Origin of the sequence: Streptomyces sp. NPDC091282, assembly GCF_044757385.1 — a bacterium.
In the GTDB taxonomy this organism is placed as follows: domain Bacteria; phylum Actinomycetota; class Actinomycetes; order Streptomycetales; family Streptomycetaceae; genus Streptomyces; species Streptomyces gramineus.
The window spans coordinates 456,558-479,518 of record NZ_JBIVUX010000003.1 but is presented as its reverse complement, the minus strand read 5'-3'; the positions used below and the strand labels follow the sequence as shown (position 1 = coordinate 479,518).

Below are 22,961 nucleotides of genomic sequence, written 5' to 3'. Positions count from 1 at the left end.
GCGCGCGGACCGGGGCGACGGGTCCGCGCTCAGGTCTGAGTACGGCGGGCACACTCCGTGACGACGTCGCGCAGGCTGCCCGTGTCCTCGAACACGTGGCGTTGTTCGTCGGCGCCGGTGCCGTCCCGCAGCAGCCGGTGCAGGCCCTCCTCGGCCAGTTCCAGGTCGCCGGTGGCGGTCAGCGCGTCCCGGGTGTGGTCCAGGAGGGCGTTCAGGACCGCCTCGGCCGGACCGGGGCGCAGGGTGACGGGGTCGAGCAGGTCGCCGCCGAGGCCCGAGCGGGCGGCGCGCCAGCCGGCCATCCGGGCCGGGCCGACGCCGTGGTCGACGGGTTCGCGTCCGGCCCGCCACTCCCGGGCGGCGGTCTCCACGAGCGCGCGTGCCAGGGCGGCCACGAGCACGGCGGTCCCGGCGCGCAGGCAGACGTCGGCGACCCGGATCTCGACGGTGGGGTAGCGCTGGGCGAGCCGGGCGTCGAAGTAGACCATGCCCTCGTCCAGGATGACGCCGGTGGCGACCATGTCCGCGACCAGCCGGTGGTAGCGCTCCGCGGACCCGAACAGCTCGGCCGGCCCGGCGGACGGCCAGCGGGCCCAGACCCGGCTGCGGTAGCTGGCGTATCCGGAGTCGCGGCCCTGCCAGAAGGGTGAATTGGCGCTGACGGCGGTGAGCACGGGCAGCCAGGTCCGCACCCGGTCCAGGACGGCGACGCCCTCCTCGTCCGACTCCACCGAAACGTGCACATGACATCCGCAGACGAGCTGTTCCCGGGTGGCGATCCCGTACTGCTCGGCCATCCACCGGTAGCGGCGGTTCGCGCTGAAGGAGGGGCTGACGGGCAGCGGGGAGCTGGCGAGCGCGGCGACGGTGCAGCCGAGGTCGCCGGCGAGCCGCGCGGCCTCCTTGCGGCACCGCACGATCTCCTGGCCGAGGTCCGCCATCTCCGACTGCGGCCGGGTGGCGAACTCCAGCATCTGCCCGTAGAGCTCCTTCTCGAACACGTCCTGCCCGGGATCCGCCAGCGCGGCCCGGGCCAGCACCGCGGCCGCCGACGCCTTGGGCTCCCCCGACTCGGGGTCGACGAGCAGAAGCTCCTCCTCCACGCCGACGGTACGCACCCGCACCCACCCTCCACCCGTGCCACCACCGAACGCGGCGGCCTCCGCCCTCCGACTTCCCCGGGCGGCCGGGAGGACACCTGTGCCCCTCACTCGGGGGCGAACAGCTCCGCCGCGTCCGTGACGTGCATGGCCCGCTGGGCCCAGCTCTCCAGCCGGTCCAGATCACCGCAGGCGTACACCTGCCGGCGCACGGCGTCGCCCACCGGGACGCCCCGCCACTCCAGGAGCCGCAGCACCATGTCGGCCCGCTCCTGCACGCGGCCTTCCTCCCGCCCTTCCTCGCGTCCTTCCTCACGCACCTGCTCCGCCAGCGGGTGGCGCCAGAAGTACTGGATCGCCGTCATCAGGTCCCAGCACCAGCGGACGCACTGTCAGCGACTCCCAGCCCCGCAGCCCCAGCTGAATCGGCCGGGCCGCCCACCGCGCCGTCGTGCTGCTTCTGGAAGATCCGGTGCAACGCCTCGTGCGTCGACCCCACCATCACGCCACCCCCAGCTCACACCACACGTACTTGCCCCGGTTCCCGAACCGCGCGGACGGCTGCCAGCCCCAGCAGTCGGCGCACGCCGCCACCAGCCCCAGTCCCCGCCCCGCTTCGCGATCCGTCACCGTCTCCAACGACCCCGGCGGTTCCGGAGGCACGGGATCCGCGTCCCACGCCCCGATCCACACGACGCCCTCCGGGGAGCGCCGGACCCTCAGTGCGGCGGCGCCCTTCGTGTGCCGTACGGCGTTGGACACCAGCTCCGCCGCGAGCAGCTCGGCGGTGTCGGCGAGGCCGATCAGGCCGTGCATCGTCAGGATCAGGCGCAGGGTGCGGCGGCAGATCGTGACCGCTCTCAGGTCGTTCGGGACGGACAGCGTGTAGTCCCAGGTTTCGGGCATGCGTCATCAACTCCGGTCAGTTGAGGGGGATTTCACGCACGGTGGCATCGCCGCACGGTCGTGCGGTGCACTTCCGCATCGTGTTCAGTGCGTCACCGACGGTAGACATAACTGTTAATGCGAAGCAACCCGGTCGCGTAATCTGGCACCCGAACGAGTCGACTTCCCCGAAGTGTTGAGAGGACCGGCCGATGGCGTTGAGGGCCGAACCGACAGCACGTCAGATGCGTCTGGCCGGCGAGCTGCGCAAGCTTCGAGATGCAGCGGGCCTCAGCGCTCGGGAGGCGGCGAAACTGCTCGGCGTGAGCCCTCCGCACATCAGTCAGATCGAGTCCGGCCTGTCAGGGGTGAGCGAGAACCGGCTGCGCCGCCTCGCGTCCAACTACTCCTGCTCGGACCACGAACTCATCGAGGCACTGGTGACCATGGCGACCGACCGCACGCGAGGCTGGTGGGAGGAGTACCGGGAACTGCTGCCGACGTCATTCCTCGACCTCGCCGAGCTGGAACACCACGCGACGTACCGGCGGGATGTGGAGTTCCTGGTCGTGCCGGGCCTGCTCCAGACGGAGGACTACGCCCGCGCGGCGTTCTCTTCGAGGATTCCCGAACTGCCCGAGGAGGAGCTGGAGCTACGGGTGCGGCACCGCATGCGACGCAAGGTCGTGCTCGGCGGGCCCGGCCCCCTCCCCTACGAGGCAGTCGTCCATGAAGCCGCGCTCCGCATCAAGGTCGGTGATCGCCTCACTTCGCGAACGCAGCTCGCCCAGGTCCTGGAACTGTCCGAGGCCGACCACATCACTGTGCGCGTCATCACCTTCGAACTGGACGGCTTCGGCGGGGCCTGGAGCCCGATGATGCTTGCGGGAGGTGCCGTACCCAAGCTGGACACCGCCGTCCGTGACCATCCCGACGGCACCGGGCTCATCGACTCCGAGGCTCAACTGGGCGTACTGCGAACGCTCTTTCGTAGAGTGGAAGCCGCGTCGCTCGACCCCGTCCGATCCCGTGACTTCATCCACGGACTGGCCAAGGAACTGTGAGACTCACCGTGACCGCTCCCGACACCTGGCAGAAGTCGTCCTACTCCGGTGGCGGCGACGGCAACAACTGCCTGGAGATCACCACTCGCCCCACCCACATATCCATCCGCGACTCCAAGGCCCCCACCGCCACCCTCACCTTCCCGTCCGCCTCCTTCGCCGTGTTCCTCGACGCGCTCAAAGGCTCTCCAGGCCGCTGGTGAACCCGTGCTGCGCCGTCCAGCCACGTCAAGGGGCGGGTGATGTGGTCCGAGGAGCAGTTCCCGGTCGCCGAGCCGGCGTACCAGCCGGCGCTTGGCTGCGGGCTCCGTCCGCCCGCCGGCCTTCCGGTCCGCGCCCGTCGGCTGGGCCGACCTCGTGTCGGAGATCAGGCGCTTCGACCGTCGCGTGCGCGAGGGCGTGGCCGCGCTGGGCGTCGACCCCGCCTTCGTCCCGGCGCCCTGACCCCGGGTCCCCGGCGGGGGCGCACCCCGCCGGAGGCCTCCGGCTACACCGGACTGGCCACCGTCGTCAGGCGGTGGACGTCCTTTGCCGTGCCGGTGACGCCGGAGAGGAAGCCCTGGGCTCGGGGGGAGGCGTTCTCCGTCAGCCAGGCCGGGTCGATGTCGCAGACGGCGACGCGGACGCCGGTGCCGGCCAGGGCCAGCGGGAGGGTGTGGACGACCGTGGAGGGGAAGCTCAGGATCGTGCGGCCGATCGGGCCGCGGCGGGCGATCAGTTCGAGGGGGAGGTCCGGGCGGACTATCTCCAGGCCCGTCTCGGCGGCCAGGCGGTGGAGCTTGTCGGTGCTCTCGCGGCGGTGCGCGAAGTAGCGGGTCGCGCCGTGCGCCTTCGCCAGGGTCTGGACGGCCTGGAGGTAGCGCTCGCCGTCCACGACGCCGGTCTCCACCAGCGAGGTGCCGACCATGTCGGCGCCCTTGGTGATGCGCGGCGGGCCGAAGCGGGCGCGGGTCCAGCCGAAGTCGTTCGCGGTGACCGTCACGCCCGCCGGGGTCTCGGTCACCGGCATGGAGGAGAAGACCTCCACCCGGCGGCGGTCGCTCGGCGTGAGGCGGCGGCGCGCGGAGGAGGAGACGGGCGCGAAGAGCAGGTCCCGGGCGCCCGGCCGGCCGCCCTTGCGGTGCCAGCGGACCAGGCGTTCGCCGCGTGCCAGCTGGGCGACAAACTCCATCGTGGCCGTGCCGTCGTCGACGACGACCAGGTCACGGGCGCGGGTGATGGTCAGGAGCAGCTGCACGTAGCGGGAGAAGGGGTCTCCCATCACGATGCGGTCGGCCCGGCGGAGCGAGCCCGCCAGGCCGCCGATCGTGTGGAAGGGAGCGGCGGTGCCGCCCCGTGCTTCCTCCCAGCGGACCCGGTAGCCCTCGTCACGGGCCAGGTCCGCCATCCGGCGCAGCTGGCCCCGGGTCATGGGGTCCGTCGGGGACAGGACGACGATCGTGAGTTCCGCGCCGGGTGCCGCCGCCGCTATGGCGACCGATGCGCGACGGCCCTGCGAGGGCACCGTCGGCACCGGCTCCACCGCCCCGCGCAGGGCGTGGACATGGGCCCACTCCAGCACGTTCAGCAGCTGCACCGGACTCTCGACGAACGCGAGTGTGTGGGGGCCGGGGTTCCCGGCGCGGAGGCTCATCGACGTACGACCGTCCCGTCGTCGTAACACAACAGACGTAACTTCAGGTTCTCGGCGGGGTCAGACCTGGACCGGCTCGCCGGCGGCCGCGGCGATCTCCGCCTCGGCGACGACACCGGGAACGCGGCGCAGCTTCTTCATCGGGCCGAGCTCGGAGTCGTAGACCTTCTTGACGCCGTCACCGAGGGACTCGGAGATGATGCGGATGTCGCGGACCAGACGGGTCAGGCCCTGCGGCTCCACGGAGGCGGCCTGGTCGGAGCCCCACATGGCGCGGTCGAGGGTGATGTGACGCTCGACGAAGGTGGCGCCGAGCGCGACCGCGGCGAGGGTGGTCTGCAGACCCGTCTCGTGGCCGGAGTAGCCGATCGGCACGTTCGGGTACTCCTTCTCCAGCGTGTTGATCACGCGGAGGTTCAGCTCGTCGGCCTTCGCCGGGTACGTCGAGGTGGCGTGGCACATGAGGATGTTCTCGGAACCGAGGACCTCGACCGCGTGGCGGATCTGCTTCGGGGTCGACATGCCGGTGGAGAGGATGACCGAACGGCCGGTGGCGCGCAGCGCCTTCAGCAGCTCGTCGTCCGTCAGGGACGCGGAGGCCACCTTGTGGGCCGGGACGTCGAACTTCTCCAGGAAGGCGACGGCCTCGGTGTCCCACGGGGAGGCGAACCAGGCGATGTTCTTGCTCTTGCAGTACTCGTCGATCTGACGGTACTCGTCCTCGCCGAACTCCACGCGGTGGCGGTAGTCGATGTAGGTCATGCGGCCCCAGGGGGTGTCCCGCTCGATGTCCCACTGGTCGCGCGGGGTGCAGATCTCCGGGGTGCGCTTCTGGAACTTGACGGCGTCACAGCCGGCCTCGGCGGCGACGTCGATCAGCTTGAAGGCGTTCTCCAGCTCACCGTTGTGGTTGATGCCGATCTCGCCGCAGATGTAGACGGGCTTGCCGGGACCGACCTCACGGGAACCGAACTGGCGCAGGCGGGAGTTGCTCATGACTGTGGGGTGTCCTTACTTCGGGAGGGAATCGAGAGAGGGGCCGAGGATCCAGCTGGCGATCTCTCGGATCGCGCCGTCGCCACCCGGGACGGTGGTGACCGCGCGTGCGGCGCCGCGTACGACGTCGTGGGCGCTCGCGACCGCCACGGGCCAGCCCACGAGGGCGAAGCACGGGAGGTCATTGACGTCGTTTCCGACGTAGAGCACGCGCTCGGGAGCGATGCCCTGCTCCTCGCACCACTGCTTGAGTGCGAGGTCCTTGCGGTCGATGCCGTGCAGGACCGGGATCTGTAGCTTCCGGGCCCGGGCGGCGACGACCGGGTTCTGCTCCGTGGAGAGGATCAGCATCTTGAGCCCGCTCTTTCGCAGGGCGGCGATGCCGAGTCCGTCGCCGCGGTGCACGGAGACGAACTCCTTTCCATCGGCGTCGATCAGCACCCGGTCGTCGGTCTGGGTGCCGTCGAAGTCCAGTACGACCGCGTCGATGTCGTCGGCGGTCGGCAGCGAACCGGGGCGGTCCGCGTCGAAGAGGCCGGCCAGCGCGCGGGCGCGGGCCAGGTCGTGCGGGTCGTCGATCTCCAGCACGCGGGCCGGGTCGGTGCGCACCAGCTCGGTGTGGCCGAAGAAGCGGTGCCGGTGCTCGCGAAAGCCGCCGGCACGCATCGCGTAGGCGGCGCCGGTCTCCAGGAAGTCCTGCGGGCGGTCCTGGCGGCGGGGGCGGAACGACTTGTCGTGGTTGACGCCGAAGCCGCCACTGGCCGCGGAGCCGCCGTCCGCCGAGGCCGCGCCGGCACCGGCCGGCACCGGGGCGTCCACCTCGTCGCGCCAGACGAAGCCGTGGAAGGGAGCCACGGTCAGGGCGGTGTCGGCGCCGTTCTCGACGATCGCGCCGGCCACGCCGTCGATGTCCTCGCGGATGATGAACGGGCTGGTGCACTGCACGAGCAGCACCACGTCGACCGGGGCGCCGTGCAGCGCCTCGTGGGCGTCCATGGCGTGCAGGACGGCGGCCTCGGAGGTGGCGGTGTCACCGGCGATGGCGGCGGGGCGCAGCACCACCTCGGCGCCGGCGGACCGGGCGGCAGCGGCGATCGCCTGGTCGTCCGTGGAGACGACGACGTCGGTCACCAGGCGGGAGGCCCGGCACTCGCGGACGGCGCGGGCGACCAGCGGGACGCCGCCGACCGGCAGCAGGTTCTTCGCGGGCACGCCCTTGGATCCGCCGCGCGCGGGGATCACGGCCAGTACCCGGGGTACGACGGCCTTCTCGGGGTGGGGCATCGGCTCTGTTCCTTCGAGTCCGTCAGGCGCCGACGACGCCTGGGTCGGGATCCGGTCGCTCACAGCTCTCCCATTCGTCGGATCACGGGGGCCACCCGCTGGACGCCGTGGCGGTAGGCGCCGCGTGCGGCCCGGCGCACGATCTGTCGGACGGGTCCCGGCGCCTTGTCGGCGGCGGGCGCACCGGGCAGCGGTACGCCGTCGGGGCCGAGGTGGTGGCGGGCCAGGATGCCGGGCAGGTAGCCGGGCGCGGTCTCGGGTGTGTAGTACGGGTTCAGGGGCGGCAGGCCGCCGGGCCGGGCGAGCAGCTTGGCGATCCGCTCGCGGCCGGCGTCGAACGCGGTGGCGTACGAGCCGTCGGCGGCGACCCCCTGCCGGGCGACCCACTCGGCGTCGGGCACCGGGCGGTGTCCGGCGTCGAGCTGGTCCCAGGAGGCGAGGCAGCCGGAGCCGACGAAGTGGTGGTTGCCGAGCGTCTCGCGGACCCCGAGGTCGGTGAGGACCACGGTGGGGATCCGCCGGTGCAGGGCCTCCAGGGCGGCCGTCGAGCTGACGGTGACGAGGAGGTCCGTGCGGTCGAGCACCTCGCCCATGTGCCCGTACACCAGGCGGAAGTTGGCGGGCACGTCCTTGCCCTGGACCAGCTTCTGGTACGGCAGTTCCTCGATGTGGGTGGTGTGCTCGCCGGGCTTGGAGCGCAGCTTGAGCAGCACCTCCCGCGCCGGGTGCCGGCGGGCGTGCTGGATGAGGCGGTCGAGCAGGTAGGCACGGTCCTTGCGGCTCTCGGGGACCGAGGGCTGGGCCGCGAACACCACGGTGTAGGGCTCGTGTTCGCCCTCGTAGGGCTCGCCGCCGAGGAACGGCAGCGCGACCTCGGTCACCGAGGAGGAGTCGGCGCCGACCCCGTCGTACACGGCCCGGAACCGGTCCGCGTCCTGGCGGGAGTTGGCGAGGACCAGGTCCGCGCCGTGCCGCAGCAGCAGGCCGTCGGCGAGCTTCTCGTAGACGACGCCGACGTAGCCGGTGACGACGACGGGCCGCTTGGCACGGCCGGCGAAGACGCCGCGCAGTCCGTGCAGCATCGCCTGCACCCCGCCGCCGACGAGCGAGAGGACGAGGACGTCGTACGACTCCGTGCCCTCGGAGCCCTCGGGGCCCCGCTCCATGGCACGCAGGAACTCGACGGCCGTCACTTCGCGGAGCGAGTCCGCGTGGACGCCGACCTCCTGGAGCTGGCGGGCGGTGGGGGTGGCACGGCCCCGCAGGAGGTAGCCGTCGAGCCGGACCTCCGTACGGTCGGTTTCGTCGGGAACGAGGCGCTTCGCGGTGAGCGCTCCCCACTTCCACCGAGTGTCGGAGTCCGCCAGGACGGCCACCCGCAGGGTCTTCGTTGCACTTGCTGGCACATCCCAGACGCTAGGAAGCCATTCCAAGGATCTCCCGAACCCGAATCCAACAAAGGGTTAACAACACATCGCCGAATGGCGAATCAGCCCGGGATAAGGCTCGAAAAAGCCCTGATTCATAGCTTCGACACACGTCGTTCACCTGGTGTCAAGACAACAGACAAGACGGATGACGGGCACCCCTCTAACGTCCCTCACGTGGTCAAGCTCTCCGTCATCGTGCCGTTCTACAACGTGCAGCAATACGCGCCCGACACCCTGAGGAGCCTGCGCGCGAACGCGCGTGAGGACTTCGAATTCATTCTCGTCGACGACTGCTCGACCGACGGGACACCCGAGATTCTCGCGCGAGCAGAGCGCGAGCTGCCAGGCGCGGTCCATGTCAGACACGAGCTGAACGGGGGGCTGGCCACCGCGCGCAACACCGGCATCGACAAAGCGCGCGGCGAGTACGTCACCTTCCTGGACGGCGACGACTGGCTCGCGCCCGGCTACTACCCGGACCTGGTGGCCGCCATCGAGTCGCTGGGCTGCGACTTCGTCCGCACCGACCATGTGCAGTGCACGGCGCGCGCCCGGGTCGTGCACCGGGTTCCGGTCGGCCGCCGCAACACCGTCCTGAACCCCCGGGAGGCGATCCTGCCGGCCGACCGGTCGACCTCCGTCGACTACGCGTACGCGTGGGCGGGGATCTACCACCGCCGCCTGGTGGACAAGGGCCTCGTCCACTTCACGGACGGGCTGCGCACGGCCGAGGACCGGCCGTGGATCTGGAAACTGCACCGGGAGGCCGAGTCCTTCGCCGCGGTGAACCTGCTCGGCGTCTTCTATCGGCGTGGCGTAGCCTCGTCACTCACGCAGATCGGCGACGTCCGTCAGCTCGATTTCATTCGCGCGTTCGACCAGGTGATCGAGGAAACCGCACAGGACGCGGACGCGAAGGAACTCCTGCCGAAGGCCGTCCGCACCTACTGCGCCATCATTTCCCATCACCTGGGATCCATCGAAAGGTTCGAGCCCGCGGTGGCGAAAAAGCTGAAATCCATGAGTGCCGCAGCACTGCGGCGCATGCCGCAGGACGTGCTGGACGAGGCCCTGGACTCCATGGACCTCCAGCGCGCCACCAAGCTGCGCCGGCTGCGCCGCCGTCCCGCTCCCGCGGGAGCCGCCGCGTGACCACCCAGATCTTCCAGGCGTCCACCCTCTACGGCACGGCCACCCTCGCCGCCGCCCTGGACTCCGGCGCCTTCGGCCCGGCCGACCGGCGCATCCTGCTGGTCTGCAACAACGCGGCCACCCCGGAGACCACCCCGGGGCTGGACGCGGCGCCGGGCTTCGAGCGGCTGCGCGACCGCTTCGACGAGGTGATCTCGTACAACGAGACGATCTTCCCGTTCCACCCGGGCGGCTGGGCCCCGCGCCTGGAGGACTTCCCGCTGTGGGAACGCTTCCTGCGCCACGAGTGGCGGCTCGGTGACGACGACGTCGAGTTCGCCGTCGAGTCGATCCAGGTAAACCCCTCGCTCAGCCTCACCCAGATCTTCACCGGCGCCCCGGTCACGGTCTACGCCGACGGCCTGATGAGCTACGGCCCGACCCGCAACAAGATCGACCCGCTGGTCGGCACCCGCGTGGACCGGGTCCTCCACCTGGACCTGGTGCCGGGCCTGAAGCCGATGCTGCTCACCGAGTTCGGCGTCCCCGCCGAGGTCGTGCCGACCGCCGCCTTCACCAAGGTGCTGGCCGAACTCGCGCCCGGCGGCGACGAGTTGCCGCAGATCGAGGAACCGGCCCTGCTGCTCGGCCAGTACCTCTCCGCGCTCGGCATCCTCTCCCCCGAACAGGAGGAGGACCTGCACGTGCGGATGTTGCGGGGCGCCGTCGAACTCGGCCACACCAAGGTCGTGTTCAAGCCGCACCCCTCCGCACCGGCCCGCTTCGCGCGGACCCTGGAGCAGGAGGCCGAGAAGCTCAAGGTCGAGCTCACCGTCCTGGACACCACGGTCCTCGCCGAGGTGCTGTACCAGCGGATGCGCCCCGCGCTGGTCGTCGGCTGCTTCTCGACCGCGCTGCTGACCGCGTCCGCGCTGTACGGCCTGCCGACCGCCCGGGTCGGCACCGACACGCTGCTGGACAAGCTCGTCCCGTACGAGAACAGCAACCGCGTCCCGGTCACCGTCGTGGACGCGCTGCTGCCCTCGCTCACCGACCGCAAGGCCGTCGAGGAGCAGCGCGCGCTGCTGACGGTCGAGGAGCTGAGCGCGCTGCTCCGTGCGATGAGCTTCGCGATGCAGCCGAAGATCTATCCGCAGCTGCGCCGGGAGACCGAGCGTTATCTGTCCAAGCACCTCAACGACACCACCATCCGGTACTTCAAGCGCAAGCGCCTGACCTCGCTCGCGCTGCCCGGCGGGGTTCCGGCCCAGCTGGGCTTCCTGCCGCGCAACGCGACGGTGCGGCGGATGGCGCGCAGGGCGCGGAATCTGCGGCGGGTGGTGCGGCGGTAGCTCCGCCGGTAGCGCCGAATCACTTCGTCTGCGGCGCCGTTGTGGCTGGTCGCGCAGTTCCCCGCGCCCCTGTGGGGCGCGCTGTCGAACCGCTTCTCGAAGGGGCGGGTCCGGATCTCCGGACCCGCCCCTTCGGGTTTACCGGCCCAGGATCTTCTTGATCGTGGCGGCGTTGTCCTCGGTCACCTTCCACAGCTGCTGCTGGCGGTCGTGCACGTCGGCGACGGTCCGGCTGTGGTCGTCGAGGATGCCGATCGCGCGCTCGGTGAGGATGTCGCCGAGGTCCCGCTCGTGCACCGAGACGCCCCACTCGGGCCGCTGGATGTCGTTCAGGAAGTACGCCATCTTCGGGTGCGAGATCAGCGAGATGATCGGCGTGCCGACCCCGAACGGGATCATGCCCGCGTGTCCGCGCATGCCGATGACCAGGCGGGTCTTGGCGTACGTCTCGCGGATCTCGTCGTTGGAGAAGTCGTACATCGGGATCACCGGCAGCGAGATGCCGTGCTCGCGGCGCAGGTCGAAGGCGATCTTCTCGTCGTCGAGCGAGTGCGCCACGCACTTGACCTCGGTGTGCGCGCCGATCTTGCGCACGGCCTTGGCCATCTCGGCGAGGAAGTGCGCGTAGTCGTGGCCGAAGCGCAGCCCCGCGCGGTCGTAGGCCGCGTTGAGCAGCACCGTGTCCTCGCGGTAGGACGGGTCGGTCCAGCCGGCCACCAGCTGGCGCATGACCGTGGTGGGACAGGGCTGGAAGACGACCTTGTCCTGGAGCTCCGGCGGGAGCATGCCGCGGACCTTGGCGATGGAGCCGTGGTTGCGCAGGCCGAAGAAGGAGGCCTTCTCGACCAGCAGCCGCAGGCTCTCGTTGAAGCGGCCGGCCCGGTAGGACTGGCCGTCGAAGGCGTTGAAGCCGACCGCGTAGACCATGATCGGCACGTCGACGGCCCGCAGGTGCTCGTCGGGGACGTTCCACTGCCAGGCGCTGTTGCCGTTGGGCATGGTGTCCGGGATGAACAGGCCGCCGCCGCCGATGACCAGACCCCGGCGGGCGTTGACCCGCTCCAGGGCGGCCCGGTCGAAGTAGCGGTGGGCGTGCACCGAGTGCCAGCGCCGGGAGGTGGTGTCCGGGCCGAAGCCGAGCCGGACGGTCTCCGGGAGCAGCTTGTCGCCCGCGTTGCCCTGCCGGTCCATGTAGAACGCGACGTGCGCCAGCTGGTCCTCGGCGCTGCCCTGCTCCTGGGAGGGGACGGCGGCCGCGCGCTGGGCCCACAGGCGGCTGGAGCGGTGGGTCGGGTCGACGGTGAGGCCGGCGGTGGCGTACCGCAGGGCCTCGGTGTTGTCGCCGTGCACCCAGGCCATCTGGGCGAGCCGGGAGAAGGCGGTCGCGGCCCGGTTGGGGGCGGCGGCGGCGAGCAGCAGCTGGGTCTTGGCCTCCTCGTAGCGCGAGACGCTCATCAGCGCGTGGCCGAGGACCTCGTGCGGCCAGGCCTCGTCCAGCGGGATGCGGACGCTGGTGAGGACGTCGACGGCGTCCTGGTAGTCGCCGGAGGCGATGTGCGCGGCGGCCACCTTGCGGGCGATCTCCACGTCACCGGTGCGCTTGACGTGCGGGGTGCCGAAGTGCACGACCAGGTCGTGGTGGAGGCCGCCGGGAGAGTCGAAGTAGGCCGCGTGGAACTCGGCGTCGGTCATCTCGAACTCGCGCCAGCGGTCCTCGGCCTGCGCGTAGCCCATCTCGCCGCCCTGCCAGGGCTTGTGACGGCCGGTGAAGTGCAGGATCTTCGTGTCCTCCGGGACCGGGAGGTCGCCGGAGAGCCGCCGCTTGACGAAGTTGTACTTGGCGTCGAGGCGGACGAAGTCGCCGTCCAGGACGGCGTTCAGGATGCCCTGGTCGTGCTTGTCCAGCTCGTACTCGCCGCTGCGGCCGGCCTTGTCGATCTTCGCGCAGAACTCGTCGGACAGGTACTCCTTCTGGATCACCAGAAGGCCGGAGTTGAGCTTGTGCTGCCCGTAGAAGAACTGCGGCACGGCCGCGAGTCCCTCGCGCAGCTCCAGCAGTTCGCCGAGACCGCCGAGGACCACCATGTCGGTGTCCAGCGTGATGACCGTGTCGTAGTCGCGCAGCCGGAAGATGTCGAGGATGAAGTACGCCTTGCGGACCAGGTAGTTGTCCTGGTCGCCCTTGACGTAGGAGTCGTAGTGCGTGTCGTTGACCCGCTGGAGCACGATGCGCGGGTGCAGGGCGCGGATCTTCGCGACGGAGGCCGGGCGCAGGTCGTCGTAGAGCACGACGAAGTCCTCGCAGACGGCCGGGTTGGACAGGGCGAGGCTGCGCAGCAGGACGAGGAAGCCGGGGAGGTAGTTCTCGTCCACGTAGGACGCGAAGGCGATCCGGCGCTTCTTGGTGAGCGCGCTCGCGTCGGTGTTCGGTATCGCGGAGGTGAAGGTCGTCGTCATCGCAGGGAGATCCTCATGTCGCTCACGCTCTGGGCCCGCTGCATGACCCAGTCCTTCTCGCTGGTGTATTCGTGCACGGAGGTGATGGCCAGCTTCATGGCCTCCTGCACGCGGTAGGCGCCGCTCTCGTAGAAGTCGAAGCCGATCAGGTCCAGGGTCGGGCTGACGTCCAGGAAGTCCAGCAGCCACAGCATGTTGAAGCCGGACGTCGGGATGCCCGACCAGGTCTCGGGGCCGATCTGCCCGATGTTGCGCATGGGCCAGCGCAGCGACTCGTCGCCGAGGTACTGCTGGGCGCCGGGCACCAGCTTGTTGCGCAGCGAGTGCTTCCAGTCACCGGAGACGCCGCCGAAGATCAGCCGGGTGGTCACCGGCTGCTCCCAGTTGAAGGCGTGCTTGTGGATGCTGACGTGGATGTCGGTGCGCTCGCCGGTGTTCTTCGGGTCGATCTTGTACGAGTTGAAGCGCACGACCAGGTCGTAGCCGTCGATCTCCTTGCCCATGCCGCCGGCGCCCACCCGGCCGGAGTTGGCGATCAGGCAGACCGACTTGCCTGCGATCTGGTTGCGGAACTCGCCGAGGGTGATCCACTGCACGCCGTCGAAGGTCGGGTTGCCGACCGGTCCGCGCATCCGGTTGCGGCGCTGCTCGGAGTAGAGCGCGACGGCCTCGGCGAGACCGGGGTCGTTGCCCTCGGCGATCCTGAGGTCCAGGTACTGGCTGAGCAGCTCCTGGCGGTCGTCGACCGGGGCCTCGTCCTCGGCGAGGGCCAGCAGGGCGCCGACCAGGCGGGGCTCGGCGGCCTTCCAGTCGCCGGCGGCCCGGAGGGCCAGGCCCTCGGCCCAGACGGCGGTGGCGCTCTCGCGCCGGTACTCGGCGGCGGCCGGCACCTGGCGCCCGAGGAGGGCGAGGAGTTCGTTCTCGCGCTCTCCGGCGCGGCGCATGCCGCTGATCCGGTTGGCGACGCCGAAGCCGTCGTCCTTGGTGAGTTCGAGGTAGCGCTCGTAGGCCTCCACGGCCTCGGCCTCCTCGCCCAGGCCCTCCAGGATGCGGGCGCGCAGCCGCCAGCCGGCCCGGGAGTTCTTGCGCTGGGCGAGCACGGTGTCGCTGATGACCAGGGCCAGGTTCAGCTCGTCGCCGTAGCCGCACTCCAGAGCCTTGTTGGCGACGGCGAGCAGGGCGTCCAGCAGGTCGTTGTTGATGCCGCCGGACGGGGTCGCGGCGCCCTTGACGGCACGCTTGAGGAGAGCGGTGGCACCCCCGGACGGGGCCGGCGCGGGGGTGGTGGTGCCCTCGGTTGCCACCACCACGAGCAGCTTGCGCAGCTGCTCGGCGAGTTCGCCGCGCCGACGGTCGAGGCTGCCGACGAGTTTGCCGCTGTGCACGGCGCAGGCGTGCAGGCACTCGTCGAGATCCCCTCCGCGTGCAGGTGCCCGCCTGTTCTGGACCCTCGTCATAGCTCTCCTGATTTTGCCAAGCGAAGCCTGGGTTTGCCTGCTGCGTGTGATGGATTTACCCGCACCTAGGGGGCGGATGGAGAAACTAGGAAGCTAAAACGACCATAGGGTTAACAAGTCGGGACGCACGGGGGAATCATTGGGCTGTCAACCAAGCCATTCCTGTGATTCGCCCAGGTGCAGGACTCGTACCCCCCTCTTACCGGGGTCTTGAGAAACAGATCTGATGATTAACTGCCCAGGTCCGGGTAAGCTCCCCGAACCATGCCTCCCGTGACCACCACCCTGGCGCCCCCGCCTGCGAAAATCCCGGCCGTCACGGCTCCGCCCGGACGGCCCCGCCCCCGACTCCAGGCCCTCGACGGCCTGCGCCTGCTGGCCGCCCTGATGGTCTGCCTGTACCACTACACCGGCCGCGGCGGAACCGTCTCCGAGTCCTGGCACCAGAACCCCGGCCAGATCTTCCCGACCCTCCACAGGGCGGCCGTCTACGGCTGCCTCGGCGTCGAGTTCTTCTTCGTGATCAGCGGCTTCGTGATCTGCATGAGCAGCTGGGGCCGGTCCCTCGGCGACTTCTTCCGCTCCCGCGTCGCCCGCCTCTACCCCGCCTACTGGGTCGCGCTGGTGCTGGTCACCGCGGCGTCCGTGCTGCTGCCCGCCGTCGTGCACCCGGTGCGCGCCGACGAGTTCCTGGTCAACCTCACCATGCTCCAGCAGCCGATGGGCGTGCCGCGCGTGCTGGGCGTCTGCTGGACGCTCTGGGTCGAGGTGCGGTTCTACGCGCTGTTCGCGCTGACCGTCGTCCTGCCGGGCGTCACCTACCGCCGGGTCGTGCTGTTCTGCTCGGTCTGGACCCTGGCGACCGTCCTGTCCACCGCCGCAGGCGGCCCGTGGACCGAGCTGGTCGTGATGCCGCAGTACGCCCCGTACTTCATCGGCGGACTGGCCCTCTACCTGGTCCACCGCTTCGGCAGCCGGCCGCTGTCGTGGGGCATCGTGGCGTGCTCCTGGATCCTCGGGATGCGGCTGACCACCGAGGGCCTGTGGCACCACGGCAGCCCCCGGAACCCGTACGTGGCGATGGCCGTGATCACCCTCGCGTTCGCCGCCGTGGCGGCCGTGGCGGCGGGCTGGACGCGCCGGGCGACCTGGTCCTGGCTGACCACGGCCGGAGCGCTCACGTACCCGTTCTACCTGGTCCACGAGCACCTGGGCTGGTTCGTGATCCGGGTGCTGCACCGGGGCTGGGGGGTGCCGCCGTGGGCCACGCTGGCGCTGACGATCCTCTCCATGCTGGGGCTGGCCTGGCTGATCAACCGGCAGGTCGAGAACCGGTTCGGACCGAGATTGAAAAGGTCCTTGAAAAACTCCTAGTTCCCTTCCATTTCATATTCCGTTAACCATGCGATGTTGGCCCGCCGTTCATTTCTCCGTGGGTTTCGGAGCGGTGCGGCGGGCAGGCACCTTGGGACCTCGCGGTGCACAGGTTTTCCGCAGGTTTCCCACAGACCTCCGTCCCGAGGGAGTGCCTTCTCCGCATGGCCACCACCACTCAGGAAACGATCCGACCGCCCCGCCGCCTCGACGACGTCCCGGGCTGGTTCCCGGTGCTCGACCAGATGCTGTTCGACTGGTTCCTCGACCGCCAGGAGGGTTCCGGCGTCGGCGGCGACCTGCTGGAGGTCGGCGTCTACATGGGCAAGAGCGCGATCTTCACGGGGCGGCACCGCCGGCCCGGCGAGACCTTCACGGTCTGCGACCTGTTCGAGGGCGACGCGCCGGACGCGGCCAACCGGGCCGAGTCGACGAAGTCCTACGCCCGGCTGACCGGGCAGCTCTTCGAGGAGAACTACCTCGCCTTCCACGACGAGCTGCCCCGCGTGCTGCAGGGCCCCAGCTCGCTCGTCCGCGGCGAGGTGGCGCCGGACACCTGCCGGTTCGTGCACGTCGACGCCTCGCACCTGTACGAGCACGTGCACGACGACATAGGGACCGCCCGGGACCTGCTGCTGCCGGACGGGATCGTGGTCCTCGACGACTTCCGCTCCGAGCACACCCCCGGCGTCTCCATAGCCACCTGGGAGGCCGTGCTCAACCGCGGGCTGCGCCCCGTCTGCATCAGCACGCAGAAGCTGTACGGGACGTGGGAAGACCCGCGGCCGGTGCAGGAGGAGCTGATCGCGATGGCGCGGGGGCGCGACGACTGCCATCTGAGCGTGCAGGAGGCCGCGGGGCACCGGATCGTACGGCTGAAGTCGAAGGGCATGCGGGGGCCGGACTTCCCGGAGTCGCGGTACGCGAGCACGGCCGGCGAGCCGGAGGAGCCCGAGGCGGTGGCACCGGCGCCCGCGGCGGCGGGGAACGGCGGGCGGCGGCGCGGCCGGGTGCGGCGGGTGGCGGTGGATCTGCTTCCGCCGGTGCTGACGCGGGCCCTCCGGAGGGCCATGCGCTAGGCCGGGGCGGCCCGCGACGGGTCGGGCCGGGTGTCGGGCCGTTGCGGGCCCGTCGTGGCCGCTCGCGCAGTTCCCCGCGCCCCTGGGGAGCGCCTAGCGGTAGCGGGCCTCCACGCCCGCGATGATGATCTCCAGGCCCGTCCCGAACCGGCTGTCGTAGTCGGTGAACAGGTCCCGGCCCGCCGCCGCCGACAGGGGGAAGTCGGCCAGCCGGCGGGCCCGTTCCGCCATGTCGTAGCCCTCCCTGCGTTCGCCGGGCAGCGGCTCGACGCCCTGTTCCTCCGTCACGAAGCCGACGGTGTACGACGTCACCGTCGTGCCGATCACGGCCGCCTCGGCGAGGGTGAAGCCGGCCTCCGTCATGACGCGCAGGTACGCCTCCTGCTCGGGGGCGTGGTCGATGCCCGTGAAGCGTGAGCCGCTGTAGACCTTGGCGCCGTCGCGGTAGCCGAGCAGGGCCGCGCGCAGGCCGCCGCTCATGGTGCGCAGCAGGTCCTGCCAGGTGCCGGAGGGGTCCACGCCGGCGTCCGCGACCATCCGGCGGTACATCTCCGTCGCCATCTCGTCGAGCAGCGCCTGCTTGTCCTTGAAGTGCCAGTACAGGGCCGGTGCCTTGACGTCCAGCTCCTTGGCGATGGCCCGCAGGGTCAGCCCGTCCAGGCCGGTCTCGTTCAGCAGGCGCAGGGCCGTGTCGGCGACCCGGCGGCGGTCGAGGGGGGCGCGTCTCTCCGTACTCACGCTTGACAGCTTAACAGCGTTAAGGGCAGCCTTGTCGCCGACGGCACTTAACGACGTTAAGGAGATGTGGGATGGACGTTCTGATCGTGGGCGCGGGCCCCACCGGACTGACCCTCGGGATCGACCTCGCCCGGCGCGGCGTGGACGCCCTGGTCGTGGAGGCGGCCGGGAAGCTGTTCCCCGGCTCGCGCGGCAAGGGGATCCAGCCCCGCACCCAGGAGGTCTTCGACGACCTCGGGGTGCGCGAGGCGCTGCGCGCGGTGGGCGGCCCCTACCCGCCGCAGCTGTTCTGGAAGGACGGCGAACGGCTGAAGACGCAGCCGATGTTCGACGCGGTGCCCGCCGACGAGGGCGCGCCGTACACCGACCCGCTGATGGTCGCGCAGTGGCGGACCCAGGAAGTGCTGTACGCGCGGCTGCTGGACGTGGGCGGCCGGGTCGCGTTCGGGCAGACGCTGACCGGCCTGGAGCAGGACGCGGAGGGGGTCACCGCCCGGTTCGCCGACGGCTCCGCCGCCCGGACGCGGTACGTGGTGGCGGCGGACGGCGGACGGTCGGCCGTACGGCGGGCGGTGGGCGTCGGGATGACCGGCGAGTCGGTCGACCCGAGCCCCTTCCTCGTGGCCGACCTGCGGGTGCGCGGCCTCGACCGGGACCACTGGCACGTCTTCGTCGGCGACGACGGCAACGGCGTGGCCCTGTGCCCGCTGGCCGGCACGGACGACTTCCAGCTGGGCGCCAAGCTGCCCGAGGGCACCGAGCCCGACCTGTCCCTGGCGGGCCTGCGGCGCCTGGTGTCGGCGTACAGCCACCTCGACGCCGCCGACGTCACCGAGGTGCGCTGGGCCTCCGACTTCCGTCCCCGCGCCGCGCTGGCCGACCGGTTCCGGGTGGGCCGGGTCTTCCTGGCCGGAGACGCCGCCCACGTCCACTCGCCGGCCGGCGGCCAGGGCCTGAACACCAGCGTCCAGGACGGCTACAACCTGGGCTGGAAGCTGGCCGCGGTGCTGGCGGGCGACGCCCCCCACGCGCTGCTGGACACCTACGAGGAGGAGCGCCGCGCGAACGCCGCCGCCATGCTGGACCTCTCGACGGGCGTGCACCGCGGCGAGGTCCGGCGCGGCGAGGCGACGGTCCAGCTGGGCATCGGCTACCGGGAGTCCTCGCTGACGGCGGAGACCCGGCCGCAGCCCGGCCCGGTGCGGGCGGGCGACCGCGCGCCGGACGGCCGCAACGCGGACGGGACGCGGATGTTCGACGCCTTCCGCGGACCGCACTGGACCCTGCTGGCCCCGGAGCCGGTGAAGGGTTTCCGGAGCCTGCCGGCCCCTGAGTCGTACGGCCCCGGCCTGTTCCTGGTCCGCCCGGACGGCTACGTGGGCTGGGCGGGCGAAAGCGCCGAGGGGCTGCGGGAGTACGCGGCACGTGCCGGGGCGCCGGGCGGCGCGTAGACCGCCGGAGGCCGGGCCCGGCGGGCGGCACCGGGCCGCCGTCCCGGGCCCGCGGGCCGGCCGGTCAGGCGCTCGCCAGCGTCAGCTTCACCGCGAAGCCCAGGAACAGCGCCCCCGCGGCCGAGGTCGCCGTCGCCGCCAGCCGCTTGCGGCGCCGGAAGGCCGCGGCCAGCCGGGTGCCGCTGAATATCAGGGCGGTCAGGTAGAGGAAGCTGGCCAGCTGGGCGAAGGCGCCGAGGACGACGAAGGACAGCGCCGGATAGGCGTACCCGGGGTCGACGAACTGCACGAAGAAGGCGACGAAGAACAGGATCGCCTTCGGGTTGAAGAGGCTGATCACCAGGGCGCGGCGGTAGGGCCTCTCCTGCGCGGCCGCGTCCGGCGCCTGGCCGGCGGCCTCGGCGGCGCGCTCCCGCCGGGTCCGCCACATCGAGCGGGCCGCGCGCAGCATCCCGACGGCGAGCCAGGTCAGGTAGCCGGCGCCCGCGTACTTGACGATCGCGAAGAGCACGGCGTTGGCCTGGAGCAGCGAGGCCACACCGGCCGCGGACAGCGTCATCAGCACCGTGTCGCCGCACCACACGCCCGCGGCGGCGGTGTACCCGGCGCGTACGCCCTGCCGGGCGGCGACCGAGAGCACGTACAGCGAGTTGGGGCCGGGCAGCAGCACGATCAGGACGAGGCCCGCCAGGTAGGTGGGGAGGTCGATGACACCGAACATGCGGAGAAGTCTCGCACGGGGGTACGACAGTGGCGGGGGCCGCGGTCAGAAGGCGTCGGCCGGGACGTACACGCCCCAGACCTCGCGCAGCGCGTCGCACACCTCGCCGACCGTCGCGCGGGCCCGCAGGGCCCTCCGCATCGGCGGGAGGACGTTGTCGTCGCCCTCGGCGGCCCTCCTCAGCGCGGTCAGGGCCGAGCCGACGGCCCGGCTCTCCCGTGCGGCGCGCAGCCGCGCGAGCCGTTCCGCCTGCCGGGCCTCGACGGCCGGGTCGAGGCGCAGCGGTTCGTACGGCTCCTCCTCGTCGGTCCGGAAGCGGTTGACGCCGACCACCACCCGCTCCCCCGCCTCCGTCTCCCGCGCGATGCGGTAGGCGTTGCGTTCGATCTCGGCCTTCTGGAATCCCGCCTCGATCGCGGCCACCGCGCCGCCGAGTTCCTCGATCCGGCGCATCAGGACGAGCACCGCCGCCTCCACGTCGTCCGTCATCCGCTCCACCGCCCAGGACCCGGCGAAGGGGTCCACCGTCGCCGTCACGTCGGTCTCGTGGGCGAGGACCTGCTGGGTGCGCAGGGCGAGCCGGGCACTGCGGTCCGTCGGCAGCGCGATCGCCTCGTCGTAGGCGTTGGTGTGCAGCGACTGGGTGCCGCCGAGGACCGCGGCCAGGGCCTGGACGGCCACCCGGACCAGGTTCACCTCCGGCTGCTGGGCGGTCAGCTGGACGCCCGCCGTCTGGGTGTGGAAGCGCAGCATCATCGACCTGGGGTCGCGGGCGCCGAACTCGTTCCGCATCACCCGGGCCCAGATCCGGCGCGCCGCGCGGAACTTGGCGACCTCCTCCAGGAGCGTCGTACGGGCCACGAAGAAGAAGGACAGGCGGGGCGCGAAGTCGTCGACGTCCATGCCGGCGGCCAGCGCGGTTTGCACGTACGCGATGCCGTCGGCGAGGGTGAAGGCGATCTCCTGTACGGGCGAGGCCCCGGCCTCCGCCATGTGGTAGCCGGAGATCGAGATCGTGTTCCACCTCGGCATCCGGGCCCGGCAGTAGCGGAAGACGTCCGCGGTGAGCCGCAGGGACGGTCCTGGCGGATAGATGTAGGTGCCCCGCGCGATGTACTCCTTGAGGACGTCGTTCTGCACGGTCCCGGTCAGCAGGCCGGCGTCCACGCCCTGTTCCTCCGCGACCAGCTCGTACAGCAGCAGGAGCACGGCCGCGGGCGCGTTGATCGTCATCGACGTCGACACCCGGTCCAGCGGGATCCCGTCGAACAGGACCCGCATGTCGTCGACCGAGTCGATCGCCACGCCCACCCTGCCGACCTCGCCGTGCGCCGGCCGGGCGTCGGAGTCGTGGCCCATCTGGGTGGGCAGGTCGAAGGCGACGGACAGGCCGGTGGTGCCGTGGGCGGTCAGCCGCCGGTAGCGGGCGTTGGACTCGGCCGCGGTGCCGAAGCCGGCGTACTGGCGCATGGTCCACAGGCGGCCGGTGTACATCGTCGGGCGGACGCCCCTGGTGAAGGGGTACGCGCCCGGGTCGCCGAGCTGTTCGGCGGGGTTCCAGCCCGCGAGGGCCGACGGGCCGTAGACCGGCTCGACGGGCAGTCGGGACTCCGACTCTCGGACCATGGCGGCTGACCTCCGCGGGCGCGCCGGAGCGGTGCGCCCGCCACTTCCCACCATGCTCCGTTGTTCGGCGGCGGTCACGCGGGGAAGCATCCTCGGCATGAAGGTCTCGGGGTACTCAGGGATCGTGGGGCGGCCCGTCGGGGCGCTCGCCTCGGCCGCCGTCCTCGCGGCGCTCACCGCGCTCTGCGGCTGCACCGTGCAGCCGCCGGACACCGCGGACGGCAAGGGGAACTCGCCCGTCCACATCCGGCTTCCGTCCGGCCCGACGGCCGGCGCGACCGACGGCACGACGACGGACCGGCCGTCGGCCACGGCCGCCGCCACCCCGTCCGCCGTCGAGACCACCCCGCCGCACATCGTCTTCACCCGCGGCGACACCGGTACCGGCGTGCGGGAGCTGCAGGCCCGGCTGCGCCAGGTCGCCTGGCTCTTCGACGGGCCGACCGGGACGTACGACGACCTCACCGCCGAGGCCGTCAAGGGGTTCCAGGGCAAGCGCGGACTGCCGCGGACGGGTGAGACCGACGCCGTGACCTGGCAGCGGCTGCGCCGGATGACGCACACGCCGGGGAAGTGGGAGCTGTACCTGATGGGCGGTCAGCCGGCCGCCGCGCCCGATCCGCGGTGCCTGACCGGGCGGGTGCTGTGCATCGACAAGACCAGCCGGACGCTGCGCTGGATGATCGACGGGCGCACGGTGTCCACGATGTCGGTGCGCTTCGGGGCCCAGTACACCCCGACCCGCGAGGGCGTCTTCCACGTCTACTGGAAGTCGCTCCACCACGTGTCGACGCTCTACCACTCGCCGATGCCGTACGCGATGTTCTTCAGCGGAGGGCAGGCGGTGCACTACTCGTACGACTTCGCGGCCCGGGGCTACGCGGGCGGCTCGCACGGCTGCGTCAACGTCCGCGACGAGGCGGCGGTGTCGGCCCTCTTCGCGCAGGTCCGTAACGGCGACAAGGTCGTCGTCTCCTGGTGAGCACCGGGACGGGGAGTGGGGGCGCGGGCGGGACCGGGGGAACGTGTCCCGCCCGCGCCGAGTGCACGAGCCACGGGTACGGGGGGAACCCCGGCTCTGTGCAACGGCCGATGACCAGTCGGCTCACCCACTACTGCGCCGCCACGGCCGAAAACGTCACACCCTGCCGGGAAAAAGTTCAGTGGGTTTCAAAACTGCAGG

General features: G+C 71.3%; 20 protein-coding genes and 1 pseudogene. 9 read left to right on the top strand and 12 right to left on the bottom strand.

The features are described from left to right. Window positions 1-29: 29 nt before the first annotated feature. The 3 genes and pseudogenes from ACIQOE_RS16075 to ACIQOE_RS16065 form a co-directional block, all read right to left on the bottom strand. Window positions 30-1,118: a glutamate--cysteine ligase gene (locus ACIQOE_RS16075; RefSeq protein WP_401412530.1), complete on the bottom strand. Its 1,089-nt coding sequence runs from the start codon at window positions 1,116-1,118 to the stop codon at window positions 30-32. Between the two features lie 89 nt (window positions 1,119-1,207). Continuing rightward, a pseudogene (locus ACIQOE_RS16070) lies at window positions 1,208-1,565 on the bottom strand (hypothetical protein); the annotation flags it as partial. A gap of 36 nt (window positions 1,566-1,601) precedes the next feature. Beyond that, window positions 1,602-2,006, bottom strand: a complete 405-nt coding sequence (locus ACIQOE_RS16065) for an ATP-binding protein (RefSeq protein WP_351318524.1) — start codon at window positions 2,004-2,006, stop codon at window positions 1,602-1,604. Window positions 2,007-2,197: 191 nt separating this feature from the next. On the opposite strand from ACIQOE_RS16065, the gene ACIQOE_RS16060 reads away from it, so the two are divergent. The 3 genes from ACIQOE_RS16060 to ACIQOE_RS16050 all read left to right on the top strand — a co-directional run bounded on the left by ACIQOE_RS16060 (window position 2,198) and on the right by ACIQOE_RS16050 (window position 3,493). Beyond that, the gene (locus tag ACIQOE_RS16060) at window positions 2,198-3,049 is read left to right on the top strand and encodes a helix-turn-helix transcriptional regulator (protein WP_351932865.1); all 852 of its coding nucleotides are present in this window, start codon (window positions 2,198-2,200) and stop codon (window positions 3,047-3,049) included. An 8-nt stretch (window positions 3,050-3,057) separates the two neighbouring features. After that, window positions 3,058-3,252, top strand: coding sequence for a DUF397 domain-containing protein (locus ACIQOE_RS16055; RefSeq protein WP_365555114.1), 195 nt, complete (start codon window positions 3,058-3,060; stop codon window positions 3,250-3,252). A 91-nt stretch (window positions 3,253-3,343) separates the two neighbouring features. Beyond that, on the top strand, window positions 3,344-3,493 hold the full coding sequence (locus ACIQOE_RS16050) for a hypothetical protein (protein ID WP_365554591.1): 150 nt from the start codon (window positions 3,344-3,346) through the stop codon (window positions 3,491-3,493). 43 nt (window positions 3,494-3,536) lie between these two features. Here the strand turns inward: ACIQOE_RS16050 and ACIQOE_RS16045 are convergent, their stop codons facing one another. From ACIQOE_RS16045 to ACIQOE_RS16030, 4 genes are read right to left on the bottom strand one after another with little or no spacing between them, the layout of a single operon-like run. Then, window positions 3,537-4,682, bottom strand: a complete 1,146-nt coding sequence (locus ACIQOE_RS16045; RefSeq protein ID WP_351318516.1) for a hypothetical protein — start codon at window positions 4,680-4,682, stop codon at window positions 3,537-3,539. A 60-nt stretch (window positions 4,683-4,742) separates the two neighbouring features. Next, window positions 4,743-5,678: an N-acetylneuraminate synthase family protein gene (locus ACIQOE_RS16040; RefSeq protein ID WP_351318514.1), complete on the bottom strand. Its 936-nt coding sequence runs from the start codon at window positions 5,676-5,678 to the stop codon at window positions 4,743-4,745. A 15-nt stretch (window positions 5,679-5,693) separates the two neighbouring features. Further along, window positions 5,694-6,962 carry an N-acylneuraminate cytidylyltransferase gene (locus tag ACIQOE_RS16035; protein WP_351318512.1) on the bottom strand — a complete coding sequence of 423 codons (1,269 nt, stop codon included), beginning with the start codon at window positions 6,960-6,962 and terminating at the stop codon, window positions 5,694-5,696. Between the two features lie 59 nt (window positions 6,963-7,021). Next, window positions 7,022-8,368, bottom strand: coding sequence for a DUF6716 putative glycosyltransferase (locus ACIQOE_RS16030; protein ID WP_351318510.1), 1,347 nt, complete (start codon window positions 8,366-8,368; stop codon window positions 7,022-7,024). Between the two features lie 198 nt (window positions 8,369-8,566). Here ACIQOE_RS16030 and ACIQOE_RS16025 point away from each other — a divergent pair, with 198 nt between their 5' ends. Both ACIQOE_RS16025 and ACIQOE_RS16020 read left to right on the top strand, forming a co-directional pair. Next, entirely contained in the window at window positions 8,567-9,544 is a 978-nt protein-coding gene (locus ACIQOE_RS16025; protein WP_351318994.1) for a glycosyltransferase family 2 protein, read from the top strand. Continuing rightward, window positions 9,541-10,875: an alpha-2,8-polysialyltransferase family protein gene (locus ACIQOE_RS16020; protein ID WP_401411989.1), complete on the top strand. Its 1,335-nt coding sequence runs from the start codon at window positions 9,541-9,543 to the stop codon at window positions 10,873-10,875. The genes ACIQOE_RS16025 and ACIQOE_RS16020 overlap by 4 nt, the downstream gene beginning before the upstream one ends. Before the next feature lie 138 nt (window positions 10,876-11,013). Here ACIQOE_RS16020 and ACIQOE_RS16015 read toward each other — a convergent pair whose 3' ends face one another. Both ACIQOE_RS16015 and ACIQOE_RS16010 read right to left on the bottom strand, forming a co-directional pair. Then, window positions 11,014-13,332, bottom strand: coding sequence for a glycosyltransferase (locus ACIQOE_RS16015; RefSeq protein WP_401411987.1), 2,319 nt, complete (start codon window positions 13,330-13,332; stop codon window positions 11,014-11,016). Further along, the gene (locus ACIQOE_RS16010; protein WP_351318504.1) at window positions 13,329-14,789 is read right to left on the bottom strand and encodes a hypothetical protein; all 1,461 of its coding nucleotides are present in this window, start codon (window positions 14,787-14,789) and stop codon (window positions 13,329-13,331) included. Before ACIQOE_RS16010 ends, ACIQOE_RS16015 begins: the two co-directional genes overlap by 4 nt. 264 nt (window positions 14,790-15,053) lie before the next feature. Between ACIQOE_RS16010 and ACIQOE_RS16005 the strand changes: the two genes are divergently transcribed. Further along, on the top strand, window positions 15,054-16,163 hold the full coding sequence (locus tag ACIQOE_RS16005; RefSeq protein WP_401411985.1) for an acyltransferase family protein: 1,110 nt from the start codon (window positions 15,054-15,056) through the stop codon (window positions 16,161-16,163). Between the two features lie 164 nt (window positions 16,164-16,327). Next, window positions 16,328-17,242 carry a class I SAM-dependent methyltransferase gene (locus ACIQOE_RS16000; RefSeq protein ID WP_401411983.1) on the top strand — a complete coding sequence of 305 codons (915 nt, stop codon included), beginning with the start codon at window positions 16,328-16,330 and terminating at the stop codon, window positions 17,240-17,242. Window positions 17,243-17,335: 93 nt separating this feature from the next. Here ACIQOE_RS16000 and ACIQOE_RS15995 read toward each other — a convergent pair whose 3' ends face one another. Then, window positions 17,336-17,980: a TetR/AcrR family transcriptional regulator C-terminal domain-containing protein gene (locus tag ACIQOE_RS15995; protein ID WP_365554609.1), complete on the bottom strand. Its 645-nt coding sequence runs from the start codon at window positions 17,978-17,980 to the stop codon at window positions 17,336-17,338. 71 nt (window positions 17,981-18,051) lie between these two features. Between ACIQOE_RS15995 and ACIQOE_RS15990 the strand changes: the two genes are divergently transcribed. Then, entirely contained in the window at window positions 18,052-19,431 is a 1,380-nt protein-coding gene (locus tag ACIQOE_RS15990; RefSeq protein ID WP_401411981.1) for an FAD-dependent monooxygenase, read from the top strand. A 64-nt stretch (window positions 19,432-19,495) separates the two neighbouring features. On the opposite strand, the gene leuE is transcribed toward ACIQOE_RS15990, so the two are convergent. Both leuE and ACIQOE_RS15980 read right to left on the bottom strand, forming a co-directional pair. Further along, the gene (leuE, locus tag ACIQOE_RS15985; protein WP_365570775.1) at window positions 19,496-20,152 is read right to left on the bottom strand and encodes a leucine efflux protein LeuE; all 657 of its coding nucleotides are present in this window, start codon (window positions 20,150-20,152) and stop codon (window positions 19,496-19,498) included. 45 nt (window positions 20,153-20,197) lie between these two features. Continuing rightward, window positions 20,198-21,778 carry a methylmalonyl-CoA mutase family protein gene (locus ACIQOE_RS15980; RefSeq protein ID WP_365554615.1) on the bottom strand — a complete coding sequence of 527 codons (1,581 nt, stop codon included), beginning with the start codon at window positions 21,776-21,778 and terminating at the stop codon, window positions 20,198-20,200. A gap of 97 nt (window positions 21,779-21,875) precedes the next feature. Between ACIQOE_RS15980 and ACIQOE_RS15975 the strand changes: the two genes are divergently transcribed. Further along, window positions 21,876-22,760 (top strand): L,D-transpeptidase family protein, encoded by an 885-nt coding sequence (locus tag ACIQOE_RS15975; RefSeq protein WP_365554618.1) that lies wholly within the window; start codon window positions 21,876-21,878, stop codon window positions 22,758-22,760. Window positions 22,761-22,961: the final 201 nt, after the last annotated feature.

Excerpts from the sequence above, each read along its gene's own strand:
- ACIQOE_RS16035 (WP_351318512.1), bottom strand. The coding sequence starts at position 6,962 with ATGCCCCACCCCGAGAAGGCCGTCGTACCCCGGGTACTGGCCGTGATC.
- ACIQOE_RS16015 (WP_401411987.1), bottom strand. The coding sequence starts at position 13,332 with ATGACGACGACCTTCACCTCCGCGATACCGAACACCGACGCGAGCGCG.
- ACIQOE_RS15975 (WP_365554618.1), top strand. The coding sequence starts at position 21,876 with ATGAAGGTCTCGGGGTACTCAGGGATCGTGGGGCGGCCCGTCGGGGCG.
- ACIQOE_RS15990 (WP_401411981.1), top strand. The coding sequence starts at position 18,052 with ATGGACGTTCTGATCGTGGGCGCGGGCCCCACCGGACTGACCCTCGGG.
- ACIQOE_RS16060 (WP_351932865.1), top strand. The coding sequence starts at position 2,198 with ATGGCGTTGAGGGCCGAACCGACAGCACGTCAGATGCGTCTGGCCGGC.
- ACIQOE_RS16010 (WP_351318504.1), bottom strand. The coding sequence starts at position 14,789 with ATGACGAGGGTCCAGAACAGGCGGGCACCTGCACGCGGAGGGGATCTC.
- ACIQOE_RS16065 (WP_351318524.1), bottom strand. The coding sequence starts at position 2,006 with ATGCCCGAAACCTGGGACTACACGCTGTCCGTCCCGAACGACCTGAGA.
- ACIQOE_RS16040 (WP_351318514.1), bottom strand. The coding sequence starts at position 5,678 with ATGAGCAACTCCCGCCTGCGCCAGTTCGGTTCCCGTGAGGTCGGTCCC.
- ACIQOE_RS15980 (WP_365554615.1), bottom strand. The coding sequence starts at position 21,778 with ATGGTCCGAGAGTCGGAGTCCCGACTGCCCGTCGAGCCGGTCTACGGC.
- ACIQOE_RS16005 (WP_401411985.1), top strand. The coding sequence starts at position 15,054 with ATGCCTCCCGTGACCACCACCCTGGCGCCCCCGCCTGCGAAAATCCCG.
- ACIQOE_RS16045 (WP_351318516.1), bottom strand. The coding sequence starts at position 4,682 with ATGAGCCTCCGCGCCGGGAACCCCGGCCCCCACACACTCGCGTTCGTC.
- leuE (WP_365570775.1), bottom strand. The coding sequence starts at position 20,152 with ATGTTCGGTGTCATCGACCTCCCCACCTACCTGGCGGGCCTCGTCCTG.
- ACIQOE_RS16000 (WP_401411983.1), top strand. The coding sequence starts at position 16,328 with ATGGCCACCACCACTCAGGAAACGATCCGACCGCCCCGCCGCCTCGAC.